Source organism: Streptomyces sp. NPDC051172 (genome assembly GCF_040682555.1).
Classification (GTDB): Bacteria; Actinomycetota; Actinomycetes; order Streptomycetales; family Streptomycetaceae; genus Streptomyces.
Genome location: NZ_JBFBBE010000304.1, coordinates 1 through 1,842 on the forward strand (window position 1 = coordinate 1; position 1,842 = coordinate 1,842).

Here is a 1,842-nt window from a genome sequence, read left to right on the forward strand (position 1 = left end):
CACGAGGATGTCGAACTCGCCGTCCTCGATCTCCAGGTTCACGTCCTTGATGGCGTGGAAGCCGTCGTCGTAGGTCTTGTCGATGTGGTTCAGGGTGATGGAGGCCATCGGGGGGTCCTTTCGAGAGGTCTCGTGCGCGGGCCTCAGCCCTTCACCGCGCCGTTGGTCAGGCCGGCCACGATCTGACGCTGGAACGCCAGCACCAGGATCACGATCGGGATGGTCACGATGATCGCGGCCGCCGAGATGGCCCCGGTCGGCGACTCGAACTGCGAGGCGCCGGTGAAGAAGGCCAGGGCGGCGGGCACGGTGCGCGCGGTCTCGGTGGAGGTCAGGGAGATGCCGAACACGAAGTCGTTCCAGGCGATGAAGAAGGCGATGATCGCCGTCGTGAAGACGCCGGGGGCAGCCAGCGGGACGATCACCTTGCGGAACGCCTCGAGCGGGGTCGCGCCGTCCACCTGCGCGGCCTGGTCGAGCTCCCACGGGATCTGGCGGAAGAACGCGGCCAGGGTCCAGATGGAGATCGGCAGGGTCAGGGACAGGTAGGGGATGATCAGGCCGAGCCACGTGTCGTACAGCCCGAGGGTGCGCCACATGTTGAACAGCGGCGTCACCAGGGAGATGACGGGGAACATCGAGACCATCAGGGACACCGTGAGCACGATCCGCTTGCCCGGGAAGTCCAGGCGGGCGATCGCGTAGGCGCACAGCGTGGCCAGGATGACGGCGATGATCGTGGCGATCACGGTGATGCCGATCGAATTGCGCAGCGCCGTGAGGAACAGCTCGCGCGAGCCGCCCACGAAGATCTCCTCGTAGTTCACGGTGGACCACTGGGTGGGCAGCAGCTTGCCGTTGGAGAGGTCGGCGGGCGTCTTGAAGCTGGTCGCGAAGATCGAGAACAGCGGGAAGAGGCACCACACGCCGATCACGACGGTGAGGATCCACCACAGTGCGGTGGCCTTCCCGGTACCGCGACGGTGGGGCGCGCGGCCCTCGGGGGCGGGAGCGGATGCGGCGGTGCTCACTTGGAACCTCCTCGGTCGGCCAGGTCCACCTTGAAGCCCTTGACGGCGATGACCGCCATGAGGGCCACGCACAGGAACAGGATCACGGAGACCGCCGAACCCATGCCGATCTCGAGCCGGCCGATGGACGTGCGGTAGGCCAGCAGCGAGAGGACCTCGGTGCCGTAGGAGCCGTTGGTCATGATGTAGATGGAGTCGAAGATGCGGAACGCGTCCATCGCGCGGAACAGGACGGCCACCATGATCGAGGCCTTCATGTTCGGCAGGATGACCAGCTTCATCCGCTGCCACCAGGAGGCGCCGTCGACGGAGGCGGCCTCGGTGAGGTCGCCCGGCACCTGGGCCAGGCCGGCCAGCAGGAGCAGGGAGATGAACGGGGTGGTCTTCCAGATCTCGGAGAGCATGATCACGAACAGCGCGGTGCTGCCCTGCGCGAACCAGTTCAGGTCCGCGTCGACGCCCGGCAGCCACTCGAACCAGGCGTTGATGTAGCCCGAGTCGATCGAGAACATGTAGAACCACGCGAACGCGGAGACCACGGTGATGATGCCGTACGGCACCAGGATGATCGTGCGGATCAGGCCGCGGGTCTGCTTGATGGCGTGGTGCATGGCCAGGGCCAGCAGGAAGCCGAGGATGAGCTCGACCACCACGGTCACCACGGTGATCAGCAGGGTCACCCCGAGGTCCTTCCAGAACACGGGGTCCGTGAGGATCACGCCGTAGTTGCCCAGGGCCACGAACTCGCGGTCGTCCGGCGCGGTGAGCCGGTACTTGAACAGCGAGTCGTAGAGGGCCTGCAGGATCGGGT

The 1,842-nt window shown here is 66.1% G+C and carries 2 protein-coding genes; both read right to left on the minus strand.

The window, feature by feature from the left end; translation table 11 throughout:
• Positions 1 to 143 precede the first annotated feature (143 nt).
• Positions 144 to 956: a carbohydrate ABC transporter permease gene (locus tag AB0N07_RS50570; RefSeq protein WP_179205963.1), complete on the minus strand. Its 813-nt coding sequence runs from the start codon at positions 954 to 956 to the stop codon at positions 144 to 146.
• Between the two features lie 71 nt (positions 957 to 1,027).
• Positions 1,028 to 1,842 (minus strand): sugar ABC transporter permease (locus AB0N07_RS50575; RefSeq protein WP_365847699.1); only part of this gene is annotated, 815 nt, incomplete at its 5' end.